This is a genomic window from Actinoplanes sp. NPDC051861 (genome assembly GCF_040681145.1).
In the GTDB taxonomy this organism is placed as follows: domain Bacteria; phylum Actinomycetota; class Actinomycetes; order Mycobacteriales; family Micromonosporaceae; genus Actinoplanes.
In genome coordinates, this window is sequence record NZ_JBFAYE010000008.1 from 130,459 (window position 1) to 153,090 (window position 22,632).

Annotated in this window: 7 protein-coding genes; 2 read left to right on the forward strand and 5 right to left on the reverse strand. The window is 71.8% G+C overall.

The window, feature by feature from the left end:
• Window positions 1-5: 5 nt before the first annotated feature.
• The 3 genes from AB0M02_RS22750 to AB0M02_RS22760 are packed head-to-tail and all read right to left on the reverse strand — an operon-like array spanning window position 6 to window position 18,260.
• Entirely contained in the window at window positions 6-17,522 is a 17,517-nt protein-coding gene (locus AB0M02_RS22750) for a hypothetical protein (RefSeq protein WP_364229725.1), read from the reverse strand.
• 16 nt (window positions 17,523-17,538) lie between these two features.
• A complete protein-coding gene (locus AB0M02_RS22755) occupies window positions 17,539-17,865 on the reverse strand; it encodes a hypothetical protein (RefSeq protein ID WP_364229727.1) in 327 nt (108 codons plus the stop codon).
• Window positions 17,866-17,876: 11 nt separating this feature from the next.
• Window positions 17,877-18,260, reverse strand: coding sequence for a YbaB/EbfC family nucleoid-associated protein (locus AB0M02_RS22760; RefSeq protein ID WP_364229729.1), 384 nt, complete (start codon window positions 18,258-18,260; stop codon window positions 17,877-17,879).
• 155 nt (window positions 18,261-18,415) lie between these two features.
• On the opposite strand from AB0M02_RS22760, the gene AB0M02_RS22765 reads away from it, so the two are divergent.
• Window positions 18,416-19,828, forward strand: coding sequence for a S8 family serine peptidase (locus AB0M02_RS22765; protein ID WP_364229731.1), 1,413 nt, complete (start codon window positions 18,416-18,418; stop codon window positions 19,826-19,828).
• 124 nt (window positions 19,829-19,952) lie between these two features.
• On the opposite strand, the gene AB0M02_RS22770 is transcribed toward AB0M02_RS22765, so the two are convergent.
• Both AB0M02_RS22770 and AB0M02_RS22775 read right to left on the reverse strand, forming a co-directional pair.
• Window positions 19,953-20,255 (reverse strand): WXG100 family type VII secretion target, encoded by a 303-nt coding sequence (locus AB0M02_RS22770; RefSeq protein WP_364229733.1) that lies wholly within the window; start codon window positions 20,253-20,255, stop codon window positions 19,953-19,955.
• A 51-nt stretch (window positions 20,256-20,306) separates the two neighbouring features.
• Window positions 20,307-20,612: a WXG100 family type VII secretion target gene (locus AB0M02_RS22775; RefSeq protein WP_364229734.1), complete on the reverse strand. Its 306-nt coding sequence runs from the start codon at window positions 20,610-20,612 to the stop codon at window positions 20,307-20,309.
• Between the two features lie 293 nt (window positions 20,613-20,905).
• Here AB0M02_RS22775 and AB0M02_RS22780 point away from each other — a divergent pair, with 293 nt between their 5' ends.
• Window positions 20,906-22,564, forward strand: coding sequence for a right-handed parallel beta-helix repeat-containing protein (locus AB0M02_RS22780; protein ID WP_364229736.1), 1,659 nt, complete (start codon window positions 20,906-20,908; stop codon window positions 22,562-22,564).
• Window positions 22,565-22,632: the final 68 nt, after the last annotated feature.

The window sequence follows — 22,632 nt, forward strand, 5'->3', positions numbered from 1 at the left end:
AGCTCCTAACCGATCAGTGACTTGAGCCAGGCCTCGGCGGGCAGCGGCTGGCGCAGCACCCGCAACGACGCCGCCTCGGCGCCGGCCCGGTCGACGGGGTCCGGGCGTGCACCGGGCGTCTCGGCGGGCAGCACGGCGCCGGGCATCGTCTGCCAGACGAACCCGCCCTCGACCTGCCAGACACTGGTCATCTCACCGTCGCGACTCACCAGGATCACGATGCCCGCTTCCGAGTTGTCCGGCATGCGCAGGATGTAGTAGTTGATCGTGACGATCTGCGGAGTGTAGCGGCGGGTCGGCGTGCCCTGCCTCGCCGGGCTCGACGACGCTGTGTCCGGAATGTCGGGCCGGGCCGGCGGCTCGCTCTCCTGCTCGGTGCTCGCCCGGTCGGACTCGGTGTTCGCCCGGTCGGAGCCCTCGCCGAAGGGGCCGGGCGCGGGAGGCGGCGGAGGGGTGGGCGCCGGCGGCGCGGGAGGCGCGGGAGGTACCGGCGGCGGCGTGATGTCGAGGTGGACCATCTCCCCGGCCATCAGGTCCAGGAAGTCACCCATCGACATGACGGCCGGGTGCGCGCGGTTCCACGGGTTGCTCAGCTCCACGGTGCCGTCCGGATTGACCGCGACGACCTCGTACGCATGGTTGTGGTACAGGTTGTGCGGCAGCGTCGTCTGCCGGCTGCCGGTGTACTGCTTCTTGTCCTGGGTGCAGACGATCACCGGGCTGCCCATCGCGATCAGCTGCTGGAGCCGCTGCCGCATCACCGTCTCCCGGTTGGGGGAGGTGTCCATCAGCGACGTCCGGGCGGGCTGCCCGGTCAGCTGGGCCATCATCTCGGCGAGCCGGTTCAGCGGCGCGCCGACCACCGACCGGTAACCGGCGGGCGCGGCCTGGAAGCGGTCCGGTGCGGGCGTGTTGTTCTGCCCGCTCTCGGCGACCGCGCTCCAGTACCAACTGTTGTGCTGGTCGGCCTGGCGCTGCATGTCCCACGACTGGTCGACGGAGGCGAGCGCGCTCTCGATCACCGCACCCCAGGCGGCGTTCACCGGCCGGCCGTACGCGAAGTCGTGCGCCCCGCCGTTCAGCACCGGCAGGTTCCCGTCGACCACCACGTCGAGGAACGTGCCGGTCGGGGTGACCACGCCGTTGACGGTCACGGTCTGCGCGAGCCGGACCGTGTACGTCCCGTCACCGTTGGCGCGAACCGCGTGCCCGAGCGCGTTCGGCTGCCGCGAGGCCACCGAGCGGATCGTGGCGATCGTGCCGCAGTTGCCCAGCGAGCCCTGGCCGAACTGGCTGCGGTCCGGACGGCCCTGCCACAGCGGCATCCGGCCGGTGGCGCTGTCCAGCGGCGTGCCGTACGCGACCGTGCCCCGGCTAGGCGTCACCAGCTCCGGCCGGTGACCGGTCAGCCGGAGGTTGCCGTCCGCCTGGACCCGCACACCCGTGGACCCGGGCATCGGCGCCTGGCCCGGGTTCATCGCCGCGACCAGGTTCGCCAGGTCGGCCGGGACCGGCAGCATCGACCGCCCGTCGCCGACGTGGTGGAACCGGTGCGTGGCCAGCACGTTGGCCACCTGCGGCGACTGCACGTACCCGGCCCGGTACGTCACCTCCGCCCGGCGCTGGTCGTCCAGCACGATCGCGGACCGCCCGGCCGGTGTCGACGGGTCCATGTGAGCGCCGACCGGCCCGAGCGTGACCCGGTTGAAGCCCTGCGGCGCGAACGGCGACAGGTCCACCACGCCGCGCAGGTCGACGTAGACGCCCTCCTGCCAGACCCGGTTGGCCAGCGCCTGGTCGGAGGCGGCGAGAGCGTTCATCAGCGCCGGGTCGGGGCGGACGACCTGCCCGGCCAGGTGCGGCATCCGGGGCAGGCTGGTGACCGTACGCTCGCCCTCGACCGCCAGCCGGTCCAGCGTGTCCCGCAGGGCCGGCCCGCTCAGCGGCTGGTTGCCGGTCATCAGGTTCCGGGCGAAGTCCGCGGCCTGCAGCGACGCGCTGGTGGGCAGGGCGCCCTGCACATGGGTCGCGGCGACCTGCTGGATGTTCGCCGGGTCCAGGTTCGGCGGGGCGAGCCCGTCCAGGAACGGCCGCACGTCCGGCGGCACGTCGAGCAGCAGCCGGTCGGCGGCGGGGTGGGCCCGTTGGCTGCGGTACCGGTCGACGGTCGTGGCGACCTGCCGGCGGATGGCCTGCCGGGTGCTGTCGTCGGCGGTCGGGTAGGCGGCGGCCATGTGGCGCAGCTCGGCGGCGGAGATCCGCCCGGTGGGCCGGCTGCCGGGCGGCAAAGCGGCCATCAGGCGCTGGTACACCGCCGGGTTACGGCTGGCGAGCTGTGACAGGTGCGCCGGGTCCATGTCACCGAGGAAGCTCGAGACCAGCTCACCGGCGGCCTGCGGGTGGTTCAGGCTGTGTGCCAGGTCGGCGACGGCGCGGGCCCATCCGGCGTACAGGTCGGCCGGGTCGCCGGTCCGCGGGGGAGCGGAGGCCAGCGAGTGGGCCATCTGCACCACGAGCAGCTCGGCGGGTGTCAGCGACGACTGCCAGCCCAGCATGGCCAGCAGGTCCTGGGTGGCCGGGTTGATCGCCGACTCGGCGCGCAGCCGGTCCAGGCGGGTTCCGGCGGCCGGGTTGCCGGAGTCCAGGCCCAGATGCCGGGCGAGAGCGGCGGACTCGAAGATCGTGCGCACCCACGGCCAGCCGGTGCCGCGCAGCGACTGCGCGTCGTCGCCGTGCAGGTCGAGCTGGCCCAGACCGCCGTGGTCGTGCCCGGAGAGCGGCCCGTTGGACGGCAGCTCGGTGCCGCGGGTGAGCGCGTCGCGGCGGAACCGGGCGGTCATCCGCTGGCGCAGCGAGCCGGAGCGCAGCGCCATCACCTCGCGCAGCTCGTGGATCACCGCCTCCGGTACGGCATGCGTCTCCAGCCGCTCCGACAGCCGCACCCGGTAGCCGTTGCGCCCGGACCGCGTCGTGTGCGCGACCACGTCCCGGCTGCGCGACGTCTGTACGCCGCTCAGGTCCCCGGCGTCGATGGTGATCTCGAACGGCCGCCCGTCGGTGGGGTGGATCCGGTACTGCCCGTCGCCGAGGTCCTCGATCCGCTGCACCCGGTCGCCGAGCACCCGGGCCACCACGTCGGGCAGGGTCCGCCGTGCCGTGTCCACCACCGCGGCCGGCTCGGCGCGCAGGCCGAAGCGTCCCTGCGCCCGGGTGCCGTCGACACCCACGGCGGTGACCGGGTCCGGCCCCCGAGGCGGAGCCTGCTGCTGCCGCCGCTGTTCCTCCTGCCGCCGCTGCTCTTCCTGCTGCCGCCGCTGTTCCTCCTGCTGGCGGCGCTGCTCCTCCTGGCGCTGCTGTTCCTGCTGCCGGCGCTCTTCCTCCTGGCGCTGCCGGGCGAAGTCGGCCTCGATCCGGTCCAGCTCCGCGGCCCGCTCCATCGCGCGCTCGGTCCGCTCCGCCAGGCTCTGGCTGCGCTGCCGTGCCGCCTGCAACTGCGCGTCCGTCGGATCGGTGTGCGTGGCACGCAGCCGCCGCTCACCCTCCTCCGTGGCCCGAAGCTTCGCCTCGTCGTGCCGGGCGTCGGTGGCCGCCGACACGGCCGGCGCGGTCAGGCTCTGCCCCAGCCCGGCGATGACCGGCCCCAGGGCCCCGCCCGTGGCGAGGAAGCCCACCCCGGCCGTCGCCATCGCACCGGCCGCCGCCACGCCGTAGCCCTCCGCCCGCGTCCGCGGCGAGACCACACCCGGCGGCATGTTGGCGGTGGCGTCCATCTGCCGGTTCAGCCAGTCCAGCAGGGCCCGGTCGATCGCGGCCTGCGCCTGCGTCGGGTCGACGATCACCGAGGCGTGCACGTCGTTGCGTACCGTCGTGCCGTCGACGACCTGCTGGGTCTGCCCGGTCGCGATGTCGAAGGTGAACGTGAAGGTCCGCCCGCCGTCGCGGAAGTCCATCCGCAGGACGTTCGGGTCGTTGCTGTCCACCGGCGCGAGGGTCGCCCGGTACGGCATCAGGCCCTGCGCCGCGGCGATCGCGTCACGGATGCCGGTCACGATCTCGGCCAGCGGGCGCGGCTGGTCCGGCAGCGCGTTGATCCGGTCGGCGGCGCCGGGGTGGTCGGCGAGGATCTGCCGCTCCCGCTCGGCGAGCGCCGCCTCCAGCGCCTCCACCGCCTCCTGGTGCTGCTGAGCGACGGCGCGCAGCTCGCGCGGCGGCATCGTGCTCGGGTCGTCGCTGATCGTCTCGACGACCTCGGCGACCGCGGTGCGCCGGTCGTTGCGCCAGCTCATCCAGCCGCTGAACACGGTGCCCGCGGCGACGACACCGCCGGCGATGAACGACGGCAGGTTGCTCATCACCACGGCGGAGGTGGCACCGCCCGCCACCGCCACGATCGCCGGAGGCACGCGTGTCATCAGGTACGCGCCGAGCCGCCGGATGCCGAACTGCTGCCGGTCACGCAGCGACGTGGCGATCTCGGCGGCCTGCCGGACCGCCTCCTCCCGGCTCATGTTCGACGGGACGGAGAACTCCACCCGGGACTGCGCGTGCGGCCGGTTGTCGACCCGTACCTCGACGCGGGCCCCGGTATCCGTGGTCTCGCGCGTGACGACCCGGAACGGGATCCGGGTCCGGCGCGAGCCGCCCTGCAGCGTCTGGTGCACGGCGTTCGTCACCACGTCCTGGAGGCGGTTCCCGGTGACGGCCGGCGGTGGCGTGGTGGTGCGGGGCGGCCTCGTGGAGTGCGGCGCCAGCCGGGTCCGCAGGGCGTCCGCCAGCGTCGTGCCGTTGCGGAACACGTCGGCCAGGCGCTCGGCGACCGTACGCCGCTGCGAGCCGCGCATCGGCATCGCCTGCTCGTACCCGAATCGCCCGGGCCGTGCGGTGATCGCCGGCGGCGTGGCGTCGAACGCCTTGCGCAGCTCCTTGAGCTCCCGTTCGGCCCGGAGGCGCCAGCGGGCGGCGATCGCCTCGACCAGCGACCGGGTGACCGAGTTGGCGGCGTTGATGTCGGCGTTGCCGACGCGCAGGTAGGACGGCTGCTGCGTGGCCGGGGCCGGGGTGTTCGGCGCCGGTGCCGGCTGGCTCCGCTCGTTGCGGACCTGGTTGCCGTACCAGCGGCCACCGGAGTGCTGCAGGGAGTCGGGCACCACCCGGCTGCGGAGATTGGCCGCGATGGTGGCCAGGCTCCGGCTGTGGCGCTGCCGCCCGGCAGCGATGGTGGCGAGGCGTTCGTGGAGCGCGCGCTCCAGGGCGGCCCGGTCGTTGGCCAGCTCCTGCGGGATGTCGAGGGAGAGACCGTGCGTCTGCGCGGTCTGAGCCACCGCGGTCGTGTCGGCGGCACCGGTCACCACGCGGACCGAGACCGTCACGCTGACGCCCCGGCTGATCCGCAGCCGGTATCGCGCCTCGCCGTTCGGCTGGGTGCCGCGCCGGAACCGGACCCGGGATATCCCGGCGACCCGCGAGCCACCCCGGCGGCTCAGCTCGTTCATGATCTCGTGGGTGTTCTGCCGGATCGTGGCCTCGTCCTGAGCGGCCTGCGTGTCGACGGCGCTCGACGGCGGTGTCTCGGGCGTGGCCCAGGTGAGTGCGGTCTGGCCGGCCGCGAGCCTGGTGATCCGCTCCCGGTCGGCGGCGACGTCGTCGGTGATCTGGCTGCGGCTGACCTCGGGCTGGTTCAGCGCCGTTCCGAGGGCCCGGTCGTGGGTGCGATCGAGCTTGTCGAGGGCCGTCCGGCGTGCCATGGCCGGGTTGGCGGCCGCGTCCAGGACGCCGGAGGTCAACGGGCGGGCCGCCCGGTTCACCTGACTCCAGATGGCGGCGACGGCCGTGGAGGCGAGGCCACCGGCGACCGGGCCCAGGTACTCCGCGACCCGGTTGCGCAGACCGGCGATCATCTCGGCCGGGCGCTGCGCCTGCCGGTCGACCATCGCCTGGACGGCCTCGGCGATCCGGCTGGCGGCGTTCTCGCGTACCCAGGCGTCCGGGGTGTTCGGCTGCGGCGCCAGCAGCGAGGGATCGATCACCAGGTCGAAGTGGCGGCCGTCGACGACGTCGCGGATCAGCACGCCGTCCGTGGTGGTGCCGGGCAGGACCCGGATCGTGAACGACGCGAGACCGGGGCCGAACCACCGTCGCGGAGTGATCCGGTAGACGTCGTGGTCGCCGTGCGGGGTGGGCGTCACGCGTACGCCCGGGAAGCGGAACCCATCGGTGAAGAACGACCGCACCAGCGCGGCGGCGGGGTTGGCGGCCCGGTCGGTGCCGCGCCGCTCGTCCAGCATCGTGCGGGTGCTCTCCGGGACCAGCCGGTCGAGTGCCTCGCGCCGGCTGTCCGCGCCCACCCGGCCGTCGCGCAGGCCCTGCTCGTCGATGAAACGCTGCAGGGCGGCCTCGACCTCGGCGACGCGAGCCGGGTCGGTCTGCGCCGCCTGCCGGGCGGCATCCAGCTGCGTCTCCAGGACCCGCAGCCGTCCGGCTGCGGCGGGGAGGGTCGCGCGCCGTCGGTCGGTCACCGGACTGGGGGTACGCCCACCCACGCGGAATCCACGCCGAGCGCTCGCCTCACCGATGCCGAGTGCCAGCGCGTCGGTGAGCAGCCGGTCCAGGGCGGCGGTGTCCTGTGCCGCCAGCGCCGCGGCGACCTGACCCTCCGACACCAGGACCGTTACGTCCCGGCGCCCGCCCCGGCCCACCCGGACGTCGCCGTCGGCGAGTTCCGCGGTCGCGATCCGGACCGTCTGCTCCGGCCGGCCCGGCACCTGCACCCGGACGCCGTTGCCCTGAGGATCCCGGACCACAGCGATCTCGCTGTTCGGATCGAGTGCCCGGAACGCGTCGACCGCTCTGTCGAGGGACTGGTTGACGTCGTTCTGGCTGGGGCCGACGGGTCCGTTGCCGGCGCCGTAGTTGACCGGGTCGCCGTCGCGCGGCGGGATCGTCCGGTTGCCGGGCTCCGTGCTGACGACCGTGCCGTCCGGGTTGATGGTGTGCCACTCGCCGTGCTGGGTCTGCGACGGCAGCCCGCCGCGCGCGGGGTCGGCCGGCGCGACGGCCTCGGAGCCGTCCCGCCACGCCCAGACCAGGTCGGTGGCGGCCCGGACCTGGCGCCCGGTGATCGCGGCGACGGTGGCGGCGCCCTGCCCGTCGGCGAAGCGGCACATCACCAGGCGCAGCGCGGTGTCCGGCGAGCCGAGGTCGATCCGGCCCTCGGCGGCGAGCGTGTTGAGCGCGCGGGCGAACTGCTCGGGCGTCAGCCGCAGCCCGCCGACCAGCACGCTGCCGTCGCGCCCGGTGTGCGCGGCGATCGTGACGTGTCCGTCGACGCCGCGCAGCCGGTCGGGGTGCAGCGGCATCGACGGGCCGGCGTGGAAGCCGAGGACACCGTTCGGGCCGATCGTCATGTTGCCGGCCATCGCCGCGAGCGCCTGCTCGTCGGTCGCCGGCGGGAACTCCGACCGCGCCGGCCCAGCCGCCGCCGGATCCGTCCCCGGGTCCGTCGTCGCCGCCGGGTCCGGCGATGTCGTCGTGGACGCCGGATCAACAGAGGCAGCGGGATCAACAGAGGCAGCGGGATCAACAGACGAAGCGGGATCAACAGACGAAGCCGGATCGACAGAGGAAGCGGCGGGCGGCGTGGCGGTAGCAGCGCTCGGCGGCCACCCCGCGTCGTCCAGGATCGCCTGACCCTCGTCCGTGATCACCCACTGGCGGTCCGGGCCCCGATACCGCGCCAGCAACACCTCATTGCCGTCCCGGTCCAGCAGATAGATCTCCGCCCGGTTCGGAATGGCGTTCTCCGCCATCTCGAACTCCGGCACCGAGTGTTCCGCGCTGCCCGTGAACCCGTTCCCGGTGAACGGCGCCGACTGGCTGACGCTGCCGCCCATCGCCGCACGGTCCTCCGGCGTCGGCCCGCCATACGGCGTCGACAACCGCCCCGGCCGCCCCAGCGAGTACCGCATGACCGCGACACCCGCGTCGGCCGGGTGATACGGCGGCCGCCCGTTGCGCCCCACGTACCCCGGGTCGTTGTAGTCCAGGCGCAGGCCCTCGTACACCGACTCCGGCGTGGCCAGCATCTGCGTGTCCTCGTACCGCGAGGTGAAGCCACGCGCCCGGGTCGGGTCGAAGATGCTGCCGACCGGGTTGTTCGACAGGTAGTTCCGCAGCGTCTCGGGCGGCAGCGCGCGCTGCACCGGCAGGTTGCGCGGCGTACGCACGCTGTCCCGCACCTGGCGCATCTGCGCGACCTGCTCCGGCGTGAGCTCCCGCGGCGGCAGTTGACGCAGCCGGTTGAACTCCTCGGCGGTCATCCCCGGCGGCAGGTTGTTCCCGAGCGTGGACTCGAACGACGGCCGGCCCGACATGGCCTGGCGGGAGAACGCCGGGCGCACCCGTTCGCCGTTCGCCATCCGCACCCAGCCGTCCGTACCGGCGTTCAGGGGCGGCGGCGGGCCGACGGAGTCGGCGCCGGTGGATACGCTGCGCCTGTGACCGAAGCCAACGACCTCCTCGCCGCCGTCCTCGCCGATCCCTTCGACATGGACCTCAGGCTCCGTTACGCCGACGCCGTCGCCGGGTCCGACCCCGACCACGCCGCCCTCATCCGGCTGCAGATCACCCACGACCGCCTCGCGATCGCCGGTGAGCCCGTCCAGGACACCGCCGTCCTGCGCGACGTCGAGGAGCTCTCCTGGAAGGTCGCCCGCCGGATCGGCGGCAGTCTCGGTGGACTCACCGACGGGTCCCTGATGCGCCGGGGCTTCGCCGAGATCCTGAAGATGTCCGGTGCCGACTTCCTGGCCCGGGGCGCCGAGCTCGCCGGTGTCGTCCCGTGGCGTGGTGCCGTCCTGACCGACGTCGACGCCGCCGTCGCGGCCGACCTCGCCGCGAGTCCCCTCCTGGCCCGGCTGGCCGTCCTGGACCTCAGTGGCAACGCCCTCCGTGACGACGGGGTCAAGGCCCTGCTCGCCTCGCCGCACCTCGGTGCCGTCCGCTGGCTCGGTCTCCACCGATGCCGGATCGACCAGGCCGGTGCCTACACCCTGGTCTCGACCGCCCGCGACGTCCTGCCCAGCCTGCGATTCCTCGGTTTCGAGGACAACCGGCTGCGCCTCACTCCGTTCGTCGCCGAGGTCGAGGGAACCGTCTCCGACAGCTGGGACGCCCCCCTCCCCGAGTTCGAGGTCCGTCGCCCCCGGTACGCCGAGATCCTCGACACCAAGTTCGGTCCCTTCGTCTGGCTGAGCGACGCCTTCGCCCGCAGCGGGCCCCCCGACTACACCGCCGTCTGACCCCGCCGGGTCGACGGTGGGCCCGGCCGGATCGGGCGCGGCCGGCGGCCGGGGCATCGACCGGTTCGCCTCGGCGATGCGCATGGCCTGTGCCCGGATGCTGGGCGCGATGCCGCGCGAGTCCGGCGGCAGCTCGGACGCCTGGTCGGTGACGCCGTTGTTCGCGTCGGTGCCCATCGCCCGCGCGATCGGCGGGGTGACGGACGCGTACCCGAGCAGCCGCAGCCGGTCGTTGGCGCCCTGAGCGCCGAGCACGTCCTGCTCCCGGGCCGGCGTCGTCTGCGGGCCGTGGATCGGCCGCAGCCCGCCCGGCAGGTTGCCGGCCAGACCGGCGGGCCCGCCGACATAACCGGCGTCCTGCCCGATGGAGAGCACGACGTGGTTGAACGTCCGCACGTCACCGTTGGCGAACTCGACCCGGAACCGGCCGTCCGTGGTGGCCCGGACGGAGCTGATCGCGGACAGCCGCGGGTTGGTACGCGCGAACACCTCCCGCGAGAACGCACCGAGGCCGGGCACCGTGTTGCGGCGGTTGTAGCCACCCGAGTGGAAGAACGCGTACCGCTGTGCGATCCGGTCGCGGAACTCCTGCGGGATGTTCGGGTCCGGGTTGTGGTAGATCGCGGCGAGGCGACGCTGGATCGGCGTCGCGTTGCGGGGGAGGTCGGCCGGTGCCGGCACGGACACGTCGGCGGTCCACTCCACGTGACGGCCGTCGGTGGAGTCGCCGTCCTGCGGTGCGCGGGCCTCACCGCCCGGACCGGGAAGACCGACCGCCTGCTCGATGTCCCAGGCACCCGAGGCGGCCGAGCCGAACACGAGGATGCTGTCGTTCGGCCCGTACGTTTGCGAAAGGTTTTGTCCACCGAAGGCCAGGCGCCGGCCCTCCTGGCCGGGCCGCACCCCTTCGAAAGCCGCCTCGATCTCCGGCGTGGCGTCGACCACCTGGCCGTTCTCGTCCATGTAGACCGGCGCCCGCTCGAAGGCGAAGTCGCTGTCCGAGGTCCACGTGCCGTAGTCCAGCGACCCCGGCGGGACCGTGGTGCCGTCGGCCCGGGTGAACGAGCCGTCCGGGTTGCGGTTGACCTGCTCGCCGGTCTCGCTGTTCGTGTAATCACCCTCCGGCAGGCCCGCGAGCCCGACCGGGTTGCCGTCCGGGTCCGTTGCCGTCGACGGCGGCACGCTCGGGTTGACGCTGTAACCGGTGTCCGGGTCCAGCACCACCGGGTCGGTCAGGCGGCCGGACGGGTCGGCGAACAGCGGCAGCACGTGGGTCTGCCGGTCGGCGGTCGCCAGCGCCATCTCCGCGGCCGGCGGCAGGTCCTCGACGTCGACGGGTGAGCCGTTCGGGTCGGTGTAGACCGGGCGCCGCTCGATGACGTGCCCGTCCGGGCCGACGAACCGTTCCAGCGGCAGCTGCGAGTCGTCGAGCTGCCGGCCGTCCTGATCGGTGAACGAGCCGTCCGGGTTGAGGGTGATCGTGTGCTGGCGGCCCTTCCCGTCGTCCCAGACGTACTCGCCGGGCGGGAGATCCGACCGGCCGACCGGGTTACCGGCATCGTCCAGGAAGCGGGGTGCGGTCGAGCAGTCGACGGAGTACCCGGTCGCCGGGTCGGTGTAGACGCCGGACGCGGTGAACGGTGCGGACGGCACCCGCGCCGGCCCCGGCCCGCCGGTGATGTCGACCGAGGAGGCGTACATCGTGGTGTCACCGACCGTGATCCGGAACGCCGCGCCGTCCGGCCAGTCGGTGTCGTCGCTGGTCCGGGCCTCGATCTGGGTGACCCGGCCCTCGTAGGTCGGCATGTCGGCCATGCCGCGCCCGGCCGCCACCGCGGCGCTGAAGGTGCTCGACGGCGTGAACTCGGTGCCGCTGTCGGCCAGGTCACCGACCTGGAACGGCATCCCCGGCAGGTGGTACTCGCTCGGCACCTGCCCGAGCATCAGGTCGCCGCGCCCGCCCCACGGTTGCGGTCCGTCACCGATGGCCATCACCGGCGGTAGTCCGGTCCCGGTGTCCGGCGGCGCGCCCATCGTCACGAACGACTGCGTGGCGGCCCATCCGTTGCCGATGATCAGCCGGTCGAAGACGTGGTTCGGGTCGGCCGCCAGCGCCTGGTTGACACGGTCGGTGAGCGCCCGGTCGGCCGCGTCGCGCCGGGCGGCCTCCTGCCGGGCCCATTCGCGGGCCTGGGCGCGCATCTCGGCCTGTGCCGCGCGGATCGCATCGCGGTCTGCCGCGGCCTCAGGGCTTGCGAGGGTACGGGCCAGAGCACTCGCCGCATCGGGACCGAGCTCGGTGTCCACGGCCTGCTGGCGGGCCGCTGATGCCTCGGGCCCGACGACCGGCTGGCTGATGCCATGCCGGTGGACCCTGGTCTCCGGCTCGTTCAGGCCCATGTCGAGGGCGAGACCGACGATCTGGGTACGCAGTTCGGCGGCCCGCGCGGCGGTGTCCGGTGACGCCTCCGCCTCGGCCAGGTCGTTGAGCAGCAGCCGGAGTTCGGCGATCCGCCCGTGGTCGCGCTCGGCGAGGGTGATCTCGAAGTCCGGGTCGACCTCGTTGCGCCGGTTGCCGGGGATGAACCCGCCCTCGGCGAGAGCCGGGGTGGCGTCGGTCCGGTGCCCGCCGGCCCGTTCCCGGGCGCCGTGGGTCATCTCGGCGACCGCGCTCACCACGGCGCGGCGGATCATTTCGGGGGTGGCGCCGGTCGAGACGCGAACCGTCGCGCCGGCCGAGGCGGCGTCGGGGATCGCGACCGGGGCGACGTCCGGGCCCAGCGGCGGGTGCGGATCGAACTCGATCCGGTAACCGGACCGCCTGTCGATGACCGCGCGCGGGTTGTCCGGGTCCCGCTCGACGTCGCCGCCGAGCGCGGCCTCGATGCCGGCCAGGATCGCCGCCTCGGTCCGCGCCTGGTCCGGGGTCAGGCTCGCCCCGCCGAACGTGGTGCCACCGGCGGCGTTCTGGATCGGGCCCGGCTCGCCGGTCCCGGGGTCACCCTGGTCGTCCGCGCCGAACGACACCGGGTCGTCGTCGCTGTCCGGCTCCGCACCGTCCTGGTCGGTCCCGTCCGGCCCGCTGCTGTCGGGGTCCGTGCCGTCGGGCGCCGGCCCGTCCGGCTCCGGCCCGTCGGTGTCCGGGCCATCCGGGCCGTCCGGATCGTCGTCGCCGTCCTGATCTGTTCCGGTCTCGCCGGTCAGTCCAGGTCGATCTCCGTCCGTTCCTGGAGAAGCGTCAGGTCCGCCGTCGGCACCTCGCCCACGTAGATCCCCCGGTCCAGAGTCGGCGTCAGCCCCAGCTCCCGTGCCCGGTCCTCCCCGATGATCGGGGTCGACAGCACCACCCGGTCCGGACCGATCCGCTGCACCGGGCAGCGCATCCCCTGCCACAGAGCGATCGTCTGAAGCTCGAACATCTCCTCGAGCTCCCTCTCCGGAACGAAGATCCAGGTCTCCGTCCCGTCCTCCCTCTCGTACCGGTCCGGAGCCTGTTCCCCCGGGTCCAGCTGCACCAGGACGGTCTCCGGCGGGTCCGCCGTCTCCATCGCCTGCCGCGTCCGGCCCTGCCACCGGATGTACAGGCCGTCCGGCAGTTCCGTCGCCGTCATGCTGCTCCTCTGTCCGTGCCCCGTGCCGTTCCATGCTGAGCGGCTCACTCGAGCGGCCCGCCAGCCGATCCGCCCGCTCCTGCCGCAACCGCTGCTGCTCCGGGTCGTTCGGATCCGCCTCGGCCACGGCCCGGGCGGCCCGGTCAGCCAGGAAACTAGCAGGGGTGTGTACCTGTACCGTGAACTCCTGTTGGGTCTTCGGGTCACGGAACGTGATGGTGTACCCGCCCGTTGACGTCCAGGTTTCGTCCCGGCTCACCCGCTGGAAGCCCTCCGCTCCCATCGAGGTCAGGAACTCGCCCAGGTTCCCGCTGAACTCGTGTGTTCCCAGGATGATCGTCGGCGCGTTGCCGCCGGTGACGATGGCGTTCTTGATCCTCGCAGCGATGTCCCGTACCCGGCTGGCCCGGTCCTCTAGGGCAGCTTGGCTATCGCCGCGTCGCAGATCCGGGTTATCTCCTCGTCCGTCGGCAGCGCCGCCCCGTTCACCCTCTGCGACACCTGCTCCGCCGTCTCCCGGTCCACCACTTCCTTGCGCTTCGGGCTGCCGTCCCTCAGGAACGACCGCACCGCCTTCCCCGCGTACACCCATTTCTTGCGACTCGGTGCCCAGGCCACCGCCCGCATGTACGTCGTCCACGGCTGGACGCACGCCACCCCGGTCGCCTCCGTCGCCTGGTCCGTCGGGTACGACAGGTAGAACGTCGTCTGTTGTTGCTCCGGCTCCCATCCCGGATTCCGCATCGGCTTCGATCCCAGACTCGTGTGCGTCCGGCCGTACATCCGCTGCAGGCTCGCCGGCCACCTCTGTGCGTCCCGCTTCGCCATCCCGGCTCGCAGCATCTCCCACAGCTCGGTCTCCGGCGGCAGGGTCAGCCCCAGTTCCGTCGCGATCCGCTCCGCTGTCGGCCGATCGATCGGCTGTACCGGCCCCGCCTCGGCCGTCAGCCGCTCCGGCGGTGTCGGTGTCTGCGGCCCCGCCCGATCGATCATCAGTCCCACGTTCGGCTGGCCGTACGTCCACTCCGGCCGGGTCGGTTCCCAGCTGATCGGACCGGTCCCCGGTCCCTCGATCGCTATCCCCTGCGGTGTCCCCGGGCGTGGCGGGGGTCCCCACATCACCCAGTACCCAAGCACCTTGTTCGTCATCGAAGCTCACTCCCAGTGCTTCCGGCGCTCCCGGCACATCCTCCGGTCGCAGGCCGTAATTGTTGAGCAGGTCGACGACGGCCTGCCTGCCGTGGTTGGCGACGACGTCCGCCCATGCCCGTGTACCGCTGCCGTTGACCCAGTCAGAGAGTAGGCGCGGCTGGGCCGGCGGAAGACCGTCGAGGTCAGGGAACCGCCGAGGTGCTTCCTCCTGACCCTCCGGCGGCGGCGGGGAGTGGATCTCCTGACGGTTGATCTGGAGAATCGTGATGAACGACTCGAGCCTCTCCAGACCACGGGGGTTTTCCGGGTCCGGCCCCGGAGTTCGGACGTCTTCGTAGTAGCCATGGGTTCGGTTGCCGGTGGCATACGAATCCGGCGTGGGGAACTGCAGCTCGAACCGCTGACCCGACCGGTCCGTCAGGATGACGCTCCCGCCGAGGTAACGGCTGCCTTCCGCCCAGCCGTGGCTCAGCGCGCCCCTGCCGTCGGTATCTGCCATGTACCCCTGCGCGGCGAGCCGCCGCAGAGCCTCGTTGATCATCCGGCCGTAGTCACCGGCGGGCAGCTGAAGCGAGAACCGCACCAGGTCGTCGGTGCTGTCCAGGAAAGCCACCGGATCGCGGGTGATGGACCCGGCCGCCACAGCGTCCAGGTACTTGCGGGCCAGCGATCCGAGCCCCTTGACCCGATTATTGGTGCTGACCGGCTCGATGTCCGGCGAGCCTCCAGGCGCGCCGCGCATGTCCTCGGCGATGTTCCCCAGATCGCCGAGGATCCGGTCAGCCGCCACCTGCGCCTCGGCCAGCGCCGCCTCGAAGAGTTCACGTTCGGCCGGCGTCAGGTCCGCGATGGCCTGCTCTTCAAGGGCGGCGTTCCGGTTCGTCGGCCCGTCCGACGAGGACTCGGTCTCCGGCGTGGTGTCGTCCGGCGTGGCGTCCGGTTCCGGCTCGCCGAACGAGACCGGCGCGTCGTCGTCGAAGTCCTCTTCCGGCTCCGTCTCGGCGTCCGGATCCTGGTCGCTCGCTGTGGTCGTAGTGCTGCTGCTCACCGTCGGCGGCGGCATGACCAGGACCGTGAGATCACTGTCCTGGTCGGTGGCGACCGGCTCGGGCGTGGCCGCCGTGGTCTCCACCTCGACATCCGAGTCCTGATCAGTCGCGGTCTCGGTCTCGCTGCTCGTGTCCGTCTCGACGGACGTCGTGGTGTCGGTGGTCGCCGACTGCGCCGTCGTCGTCGCGGTCTCGGACCGGCTACCCGGAGTCGTCGACGTACTGGTACTCGTCGACGTGCTGGTGGAGACCTGTCCCGTGGTAGTCGTGCTGGGCCCGGTAGCCGTGGGTGTCGAGCTGGGCCCGGTAGCCGTAGGCGTCGACAAACCGCCCGGAGTGCCCGGCGTGAGCGTGATCCCCGGCCCGCCGGATGTGGTCGAACCGTTCGTATCCGTGCTCGGCCCCGCACCGTTCGCGGTCTCCGTCGCCGGCCCGGCCGTCTGGCCGTTGGCCACCTGCTGCGTCGGGTCCGCGTTGACCGTCGACCCCGGCGCGACCGACGTCGAAGTCCCATCCGCGACAACACCGTTCGTCCCGGTCTCAGCACTGGTCTGCGTCCCGGTGTCGGTGTCGGTTTCAGTGCTGGCCTGGGGCCCGGTCTCCGTGGACTGCCGGCCGCTGCTGTCCTGGGTGCTGCTGTCCTGGGCGCTGCTCTCCTGGCTGCCGGTCTCGCCGCCCGACGTCTCCGAGCTCTCCGTCGAACCATCCTGGGAGCCGGTATCCACCCCGTCCGTGCCACCCGACGACTGACTCGACCCGGACGACCGGTCACCCGACTGCGACCCGGACTGGGATCCCGACTGCGACCCGGACTGCGACCCCGACGACTGCGACCCGGTCGACTGCGTGCCCGACGACTGGCTCCCGCCGGCGCCCTGCCCGCCCTGGGCCCCACCGGGCGCCTGGACCGGCGCCTGAGGCTGATTGACAACAGTCTGCTGCTGCCCGCCCGTCTGCCCTTGGGCTCCCGTCTGACCCTGGCTCCCGGTCTGCCCTTGGCTCCCGGCCTGCGTCTGGCTCCCGGTTTGACCCTGGTTGCCCGTCTCGCCCTGGTTGCCGGTCTGACCCTGGTTACCCGATTCGCCCTGGTTGCCGGTCTGGCTCTGGTTGCCCGTCTGGCTCTGGTTGCCGGTCTGCGTCTCTTCGCTACCGCCGCGGTTGCCTTCGCCCTCTTCGCCCTCGCCCTGGTTGCCCTCGCTCTGGTTACCCCCGCGGTTCCCCTCGCCCTCTTCGCCCTCGCTCTGATTGCCCCCGCGGTTGCCCTGGCCTTCTTCGCCCTCTTCGCCCTCGCCCTCGTTGCCGCCGAGCGACGGCTCGGTCCCTCCGCGGTTGGCGAAAGCGTCATGAATCGCGGTCGACCCCGCATGCGCGCCCGCCTGCAGCTGCCCGGTGAACGCACCCGACAGCATCGACCCGCCGAGGCTGTCCAGCGTCGGCAGCTGGCCCATCGCCGCCGAGCCGGCGATCTCACCGCCGGCCTCGACGACCGCGTCCTTGCCGGCGGCCTTCGCGACGTCGGCCGCCTTCTGGCCCAGCGACCGCGGCCCCGGCGTGGCGCCGTCGGGCAGATCCGTCCGGCCGCGGCGGCCCAGCTTGTCCAGGCCCATCCCGGTGGCGCCCGCGCCGACACCACCGGCGAAACCGGCCCACGCGGACTGGCCGACCTGTTTCCAGTCCATGTTGTCGGAGACGTCCTTGCCGGAGTCCCCGATCGCGCCCGCCTGCGCCGCGGCGTTCGTCGCGGCCTCCTCGACGCCCTCCTGCAGGCCCTCCTTGCCCAGCTTCAGCGCGTTCTTGCGGAGGTCCTGGGTGATCGCCCGGCGGCCGGCCTGCACCGCCTGCTGTGCGCCGCGCCGGGCGGTCGTGGTGGCGAGCCGGCGGAGGCCGAGCGCCGCGACCTTGGACCGCAGCGTGGACATGATGCGCTGGATGGCGAGACGTCTGATCGCGACCGAGGCCATCATGCCGCCGGTCGAGCCACCACCGGTGAGCGGTATCAGAATCGCCCAGACGATCAGCTCGACGAGCAGCATGATGATTTCGATGACGATCTCGTACTTGCTCTGCGAGATCTGTAAACCGGTCTGATACGTGACGTCCTGGACGACCGTGATGCTCTCGTAGAGCGCCATCACCGCGGAGTCCTGGTTGACGGCGAGCAGCATCCAGGTTTCCCGGAACGCCTCCGGCGTGCCGTCGCCGGACCAGCTGTTCATCACCTGGTTGGCGCCGTTGCCGGCGTCCGTGTGAATACGAGCGATCTGCTCGCTGAACTGGCCCCAGGCCTCGGCGAGCTCCCAGACCTTGTCCTCGTCGCCCTCAGGCCAGCTCTGACCGGTGAAGAGAATCGAAACGGCGTCCCGGATGGGCTCCGGCCAATCCTCGATCCACTCGATCAGCCAGTCGAGGCTCATCCCCATCCGGCGGGCCTCAGTCCAGCTTCAGATCGTCGGCACTTTCCAGGTCCGTCTTGGTGAACATCGCGAGCGCCTTCTCCGCGTCACCGCCGACACCCGTGAGGAGCTCGCCGACCTCTTTGCCCTGCTTGACGAGGCCGGTGAGAAGCTCGTTGTACGTCTTCTCGAACTCGGTGCCGGTGTCGTCGGTGCCGGCCGGCTTCTCGGCGGCGAGTGCGGCCAGGCGGTTGCCGGCGTCGTTCAGCTTGGTGAACGCCTCGCCCAGCTCCTTGCCACTGGCCTTCATGTCGGAGGTGCCGGCGATCACACCACGACTGTCGAACCACAGGTTGTTGGCCATCGCGAACCCCCTCAGTAGTCAGCCACGTCGCGGCGAGACGCGTACTTGTCGAAGTCGATGTTGGTGAACTGATCGACGTCGAACTCGCGCGGCAGATACCGCTCCAGAATTGTACGGGTATCGGTATCGACCTTATCGACCGCGCGTTGATAGGTCTCGATGATCTGGCTGGCCAGACCGCCCGCGTTGGGGGACCGGTAGATCCGCGGGTCGAGGTCGAGCTGCACCAGGCGACCGCGCGCGTCGACGGTCGCGACGACGAACCCGTCCTCGGACCGCGTGCTGACCGTGAGCTCGTCGAGCTTCCGCTTCATCTCGGCCGCGTTGGTCAGCAGCTTCTGAGCGTCCTCCATCATCGACTCGAGACGCTGACGGGACTCCCCTCCCGGCTGCATGGCTTCCCCCGTTACCTCGACTGCCCGCCGTGCCGCGGCGTACGCGTATCGCTACCCGACGATAGTCAATGACGGCACACAGCGATGTCCCGCCCCGCGGCGGGAGGCAGAACAGTACTACCATCGCCGCGACCGACACGGTGGAGGGAGGCGATGTGCGGCGCGGGTTCCTGCTGCTGCGACGGCTGTCCGCCGTCTCGCTGGTAACGGTTCTCTGCGGCGCGATCGCGCCCACGACAGCCCTGGCGACCCCGCCTCCCGAGACATCCACGCCCGAAAAAGCACCCGTTGTCGAATTGGCGACGCTCGGCCAGGCGCAGGCGGCCGGGAAAGCCGCCGTCGCGAACGCGCCGGTCGCTGAGCAGGCGGTCAGAAAGCCGCCGGCGAACCGGGACTGCGCGGATCCGGGTGAGCCGATCGGCGACGTTCCGTGGCATCAGCGTGCGCTGGACCCGGCGAAGGTGGCGACCCTGTCGGACGGCCGCGGCGTGGTCGTCGGGGTGATCGACTCCGGCGTCGACAGCGGCCATCCACAGCTGGCCGGCAAGGTCCGACCCGGCCGTGACCTGCTCTTCCCCGGCGGCGGCCCGGGTGATTTCGACTGCATCGGGCACGGCACCGCGGTCGCCAGCATCATCGCCGGCGGCGGCGAAGAGGGCATTCCCTTCCGGGGGTACGCGCCCCGCGTGGAGATCGTGCCGGTCGTGGTCAGCGAGAAGAACGCGAAGGACGGCGAGGGTGAGCCGGGCTCGGCGTCCGGGTTCGCCCAGGGCATCCGGTTCGCCACCGACGCCGGCGCCCAAGTGATCAACATCTCCCTGGTCCTGTACGAGGACGTGCCCGCCGTCCGCAACGCGGTGCAGCGGGCGATCGACCGCGGTGTGGTCGTGGTCGCCGCGGTCGGCAACGTCGACGCGAAGTCCGCCAATGCCGGCCGCACGCCCTACCCGGCGGCGTACCCGGGTGTGATCGGCGTCGGCGCGGTGAACGAGGGCGCGGCCCGCCCCGACTCCTCACCGGTGGGGCCGTGGGTGGACCTGGTGGCTCCGGGCGACCAGGTGATCGCCGCGACCCGGGTGAGGGGTTACGCCCGCTACAACGGCACCAGCTTCGCCGCGCCGTTCGTGTCGGCGGCGGCCGCCCTGATCCTGTCCCGTGAGCCGGGCCTGACGCCCGACCAGGTCTCGCGGCGACTGTTCGCCACCGCCGACCCGACGTTCGGCGGCTCGCCGGTGCGCCCGTGGGCGAACGGCACGGGGTACGGGTTCGGCATCGTGCAGCCGCTACGCGCGCTGGTCGAGCGCCCGGTCGCGGCCGAGCCGCGCGAGGCGAAGGCGCTCAGCGCGTACTCGCCGGACGAGACCGACCCGGTCCGGGCCAATCAGGTGCGCTGGGCGCTGATCATCGCGGTGGTGGTGCTGGCCGTCGCCGCGGCGGCCGGGATGGGCAGCATCGCGATGCCGCGGGGCCGTCGCCGTGGCTGGCGCCCGGGCCGTGCGCCGCAGCCGGCGCCGCGCACACCGGCCGAGGGCAACCGCCGTCTCTTCGACGACCTCGAGGACGAGTGACCGGGGCGGATGCCCCGAACAGGAAGACTTTCGTCCTCTGAAATCCTGAAATAAATCAGGCCCGCGGCCGGTCGGGAACGACCTGCCGCGAGCCTGTGGAATGTGCGATCGGAAATCCGACAGGTCAGCCGAACATCTTGGTGGCGGCCTGGTCGGCCTCCTGCATCCGGGTTCCGGCCGAGCTCAGTGCCGTCTTCAGGCGGCCCAGGGTCTCGACGATCTCCTCGGCGTTCGTCTTCCACTTGTTCTTCTGCTCGAGGTACGCCTTCTGCGAGTCGGCGGTCCAGTCCGTCTCGAGCGGCATGAGCTTGCTCTCGATGTCCCTCAACTCCGAGTTCATGAAGTTGATGAACGCGTCGATGTTGCCCGCCGCCGTCTCGATCGTGCCGTAGGCATAGGTAATGCCGCCGTAGCCGTCGCCACTCATTCTCGTCTCCTTGTTTTCGCTTCGTGAAAGTGCCGGTGGCCGCGCGGCCCGTCAGTTACCGCCGAGGGCGGCCAGGATGCTGGAGACCTCGCGCTCGGCCTCCTCGTCGGCGGCGTCGAACTTGTGGCTCGAGCTGGTGATGCCGTTGGAGACGCTGTGCAGGGCGTCGGTGATGTTGGTGAGCTTCTGCTGCATGGTGGCCTTGGTCTGGTCGAACACGGTCGCCGCCGCGCCCTTGAAGCCACCCGGCAGGTCGTCGAGCTGACCCATCAGCCGGGCGAGGCTCGCCGTGATGTTCTCCGCGGTCTGGTCCGCGTCCTTTGCCGCTGCAAGAAGCTGACCGGTTACTGCGTCCATTTTTTCGGCCAAGGTCATCCACCCGTTTCGGTCGTCCTCCGACTGCGGCGCCTCGGCAGCCCGCGCCGGAGTGATGGTCTTCTACGTTCAGACATCGAACTTACCGGACTGCTCAAAGACGGGGGAGGCCCCAGATCTCCACATTGGCGACAATGGTGACGCGAATGGTGCCAACGCTGTCACGCGGGACGGCGGTGAAACCCCGTGGGCGAGTAGTCTGACGGCGCCCGCACGATCCACGGGCGGCCCTGTTGTAGTGTCGCCTGACGATTCCTCGACCCCCTCTCGGAGCCATGGCACGCACCGTTATCGTCTCGTCCGACCGGCCGGGTGCCGTCCCGACCGTCCGAGAGGCACTCGAGATCACCGCCGACGGCGGGACCATCTCTCTGACCCCCGGTGAATACCGCGAGGCGCTGGTCCTGCGCGGCCGTGACGTGACCCTGTCCGCGGCCGACGGGCCCGGCACCGTCGTGCTCCTGTCCGACTCCTCCGAGTCGGTGCTGCGCCTCGAGTCCGGCACCGTGACGCTGGCCGATCTGACCCTGCGCGGCGGTTACGGCGCGGCGATCACGGTCGACGGCGGCGAGCTCAAGGCGAACAACTGCGAGATCTCCGCGGAGTTCGGCGTGGCCGTCCAGGTGGGCCAGGGCGCCCGCCTCGCGCTCGACGCGGTAAAGATCACAAACTCGCAGTACGGGCTGTCGCTCGAGGGCTGCTCGGGCACGGTCAAGGGCAGCACGGTCGAGGAGATCGGCGGCGACGGCATCATCGTCAGCCTCGGCGCCGACCCGGTGATCAGCGACACCACGGTGCGCAACTGCGGCAACCGTGGCATCTACATTTATCAGTACGGGAAGCCCACCATCGCGAACTGCGAGGTGATCGGCACCCGCGCCGTCGGCATCGCGATCGCGCACGGCAGCAGCCCGACGATCCGTGGCACGGCGATCCGCGACACCGACGACTTCGCCATCTCCGCCGACGCGGGCTGCGGCGGCGTGCTGGACGGCTGCAAGGTCGACTCGGCCGGCATGTCGATCGACCCCGGCGCCACCCTGGAGATCATCGAGGCGGCGGTCACCGCTCGCGTCGGTGTCGGCGCCGACACCGGTGGCGGCGGCCAGGAGAAGGTCGAGGAACTCCTCGCCGAGATGGACAGCCTGATCGGCCTGGCCGAGGTGAAGGCCGAGGTCCGCAGTCTGATCGACGAGATGCAGGTCAGCGAGTGGCGCCGCCTCGCCGGTCTGGGCAGCTCCAGCGTGAGCCGCCACCTGATCTTCGCCGGCGCCCCCGGTACTGGTAAGACCACCGTCGCCCGCCTCTACGGCAAGCTGCTGTTCGCACTGGGCGTGCTGCCGAAGGACACCCTCAAGGAGGTGTCGCGGCGCGACCTGGTCGGTCAGTACATCGGTCACACCGCGGAGAAGACGGCCGGCGTCTTCAACGAGGCGCTGGGCGGCGTCCTCTTCATCGACGAGGCGTACACCCTGTCGCGCTCGGCCGGCTCCGGTGCCGACTTCGGTCAGGAGTCCATCGACATGCTGGTCAAGCTGATGGAGGACCACCGCGACGAGGTCGCCGTGATCGCCGCCGGATACACGGCCGACATGGTCGACTTCCTGGCCGCGAACGCCGGTCTCGCCTCCCGGTTCACCCGGACGATCGAGTTCAAGAGCTACTCGGCCGAGGAGCTCGGTGAGATCACGATCCGGATCGCCGAGGCCGACTCGTACGTTTTGTCGCCCGAGGTGCTCGGTGTGCTGGTGGACCACTTCACCACGATCGACCGCGGGCCGAACTTCGGTAACGCCCGTGAGGCCCGGACCCTCTTCGAGGGTGTCCGCAAGTTCCAGGCGCAGCGGCTGCGCGCTCTCGGCCGGATGCCGAGCATGGAAGACCTACGGACCATCGCGGTGGCGGACGTGCTCGCCGCGATCCAGGCCCGCTGACATGACCTCAGTGCCACCGGGGGGTGCCGGCATGACCGCGCCGCGATCCAGGCCCGCTGACATGACGT

Coding starts and splice junctions, on each gene's coding strand:
- AB0M02_RS22750 (WP_364229725.1), bottom strand. CDS start 17,522: ATGAGCCTCGACTGGCTGATCGAGTGGATCGAGGATTGGCCGGAGCCC.
- AB0M02_RS22755 (WP_364229727.1), bottom strand. CDS start 17,865: ATGGCCAACAACCTGTGGTTCGACAGTCGTGGTGTGATCGCCGGCACC.
- AB0M02_RS22760 (WP_364229729.1), bottom strand. CDS start 18,260: ATGCAGCCGGGAGGGGAGTCCCGTCAGCGTCTCGAGTCGATGATGGAG.
- AB0M02_RS22770 (WP_364229733.1), bottom strand. CDS start 20,255: ATGAGTGGCGACGGCTACGGCGGCATTACCTATGCCTACGGCACGATC.
- AB0M02_RS22775 (WP_364229734.1), bottom strand. CDS start 20,612: ATGGACGCAGTAACCGGTCAGCTTCTTGCAGCGGCAAAGGACGCGGAC.
- AB0M02_RS22780 (WP_364229736.1), top strand. CDS start 20,906: ATGGCACGCACCGTTATCGTCTCGTCCGACCGGCCGGGTGCCGTCCCG.